This is a genomic window from Ehrlichia minasensis, from assembly GCF_004181775.1.
GTDB classification, from domain to species: Bacteria; Pseudomonadota; Alphaproteobacteria; order Rickettsiales; family Anaplasmataceae; genus Ehrlichia; species Ehrlichia minasensis.
On record NZ_QOHL01000050.1, the window covers coordinates 1 to 2,182 of the forward strand.

Below are 2,182 nucleotides of genomic sequence, written 5' to 3' on the forward strand. Positions count from 1 at the left end.
AACATTTTATGACGAGTAAATAGTTTTGTTGTGTACTTCAAATATATATTCTATTTTTACCATTGTGTACTACTGAGAAAGAATATAGAGCAGTTTGCTTAAAGTGAATTAAAATGTATAGAAGAGCCTAGATAATTAAGCGTCATTTGAATTCGCGTTGCTTACAATGTTACGTGTAATGTATGGTTATTAGTTGAAGGTAAGAAATGTAGTTGTAAGCATTATACAAGTGTTTTATAATTGTTGTTGTAATTCGTGTGTTAAAATAAGTAGCAGATAGTTGTTTATATGCTAGTGATTATAAAATTTGTGATAAGTACTGTATAACTTTGTACTAAAGTTAAAAAGTATTTCAATGGGTATATTTTTAGAAATAAAAAAGATGGTTATTTTAAGTAAGTGTGTTAAAAAGATCAGATTCTGTGAGTGTTTGTTAATGATAAATGTCTTATACATATTATAGTGACTTTATTAGAATGTTAAAGTTTTATGTTAATGTTTATAGATATAGTCCTAATATTTAGAGGCGGTTATGCATGTTAATGTAAGGCATGGCATTGTATTGTTAGTGGTGTTCACTTTTATTGTGCTTTGTTTGTTATTATATTGCTTATTAAAGCATTTTTTTGTGTTAAAACAAGATGAGCAGTTGCTGGAACGGCAAAAGAGAGCGCTTGATGAGCAGACATCACAAGTAATAGGTGAAGAAGATACTATAAAACCTACAGTTCGTACTAAGAAAGTTAGTAAACCAAATGTAAGAAAAAAAATATATGAACCTTTAGACTTTACAAGTAAAATGTTAAGGGCTACTAAAAAGCTAGGCAAGTGTGAAGATGGTGTAAATTTTAATTTTCTGTGGGCTCGTAGTAGACCAAGATTTGAGGACATTCCTTTTCTTAAATGTTTAATGTTTCGTGCATATACTGCACAAATTTTTCATGACATGTTGGTAGATGTCGCACAAACGTGTTCAAAGAATCTTAAGGAAATAGCTTTGTGTAGGGAATGTTTTGCTGCTTTTTTTTATGACACACAGTGGCTTGCAGCTAGTATTCTTGGCAATCCTGAGTTATTGAATAGTGAAAAAATTCTGCAATTTATCAAAACTGGTAGAGATGTATTAATACAAAGAGCAAGAGACTTAGAAGAATTATTGCTTAAAGTATATGATGGTGAATCTGATATTGCAATGCTTAATCAGTATCGGGCTAAAATTTTAAATTTGATGCAATTCTGTGAGGCACAAGAAAAAGTTTCTTCACAAATTGGAAGTATTCAATGTTCAGCATTATGTTTACTTCGTCAATCATAAGTACTGGTGAAGTTGATTGATAAACCTAATATGTGTTGATTTTTTAAAGATAATCAAAATTATAAATTAGTTGCTCATTTAAAAACTTATATTTAAATTTTATACTTATTGTTAATTTGTATTTTATCGCTAATAAAATATACAATTTAACTGTGTTAAGTTTTATAATGCATTAAAAATTCAAAAAAATTGAATAATTGTAATTACAAGTGTATATAATAGCTCATTACATGAAAATACTAAGTATAGTGGAAATTGCAATATTTATTGTCCAATTTATAAAATTGTTTATTGAATTAAAATTTATTGTACTGGAAATCAATGCAGCACTGAGTAGAGTGTGAAGATGCTTGTTAGTTGGTGATGTTTATGTATATTGTGGGACAGCTGGTTATTAGGTAAATTTGTTATATTAGGGTCAGTCCAATATTAATCAGAGAGTGAATGTACTTATTAGCTGATAGTATTATAAGATAAATTATAGAGTGTATACACAGCGTAATAACTATGTGTTGTGTTAAAATTTATTCTACTAAGAATCAATATAATGTAGATCAGAGAGTTGAAATATGCTTATTAGTTGATAGTATTATAGGGAAATTGCAGTATTTATTAAGATTTTGTAAAAACTAGTCTTATATTGGACATCATTCTAGAGAAAATAGGTACAGCATTATTCAGTAGTTAATATAGGTGATATAGAGTTTTTTGATCTGGATAAGTACTTATTATTGATCTAAGTTTGAAATATGCAAATAGGTAAGTTACAGGTTATATTTCTGTTAAACATTTTAGTGTTTGTGATAATTTCTAGATGTTAGTATAGGTGATGTAGAGCTTTTTTGATCTAGATAAGTACTTATTATT

1 protein-coding gene is annotated in these 2,182 nt (G+C 27.9%); it reads left to right on the plus strand.

Going from position 1 to position 2,182, the window contains the following annotated elements:
* Positions 1-628: 628 nt before the first annotated feature.
* Positions 629-1,315 carry a hypothetical protein gene (locus DRF75_RS04980; RefSeq protein WP_129992777.1) on the plus strand — a complete coding sequence of 229 codons (687 nt, stop codon included), beginning with the start codon at positions 629-631 and terminating at the stop codon, positions 1,313-1,315.
* Positions 1,316-2,182 lie beyond the last annotated feature (867 nt).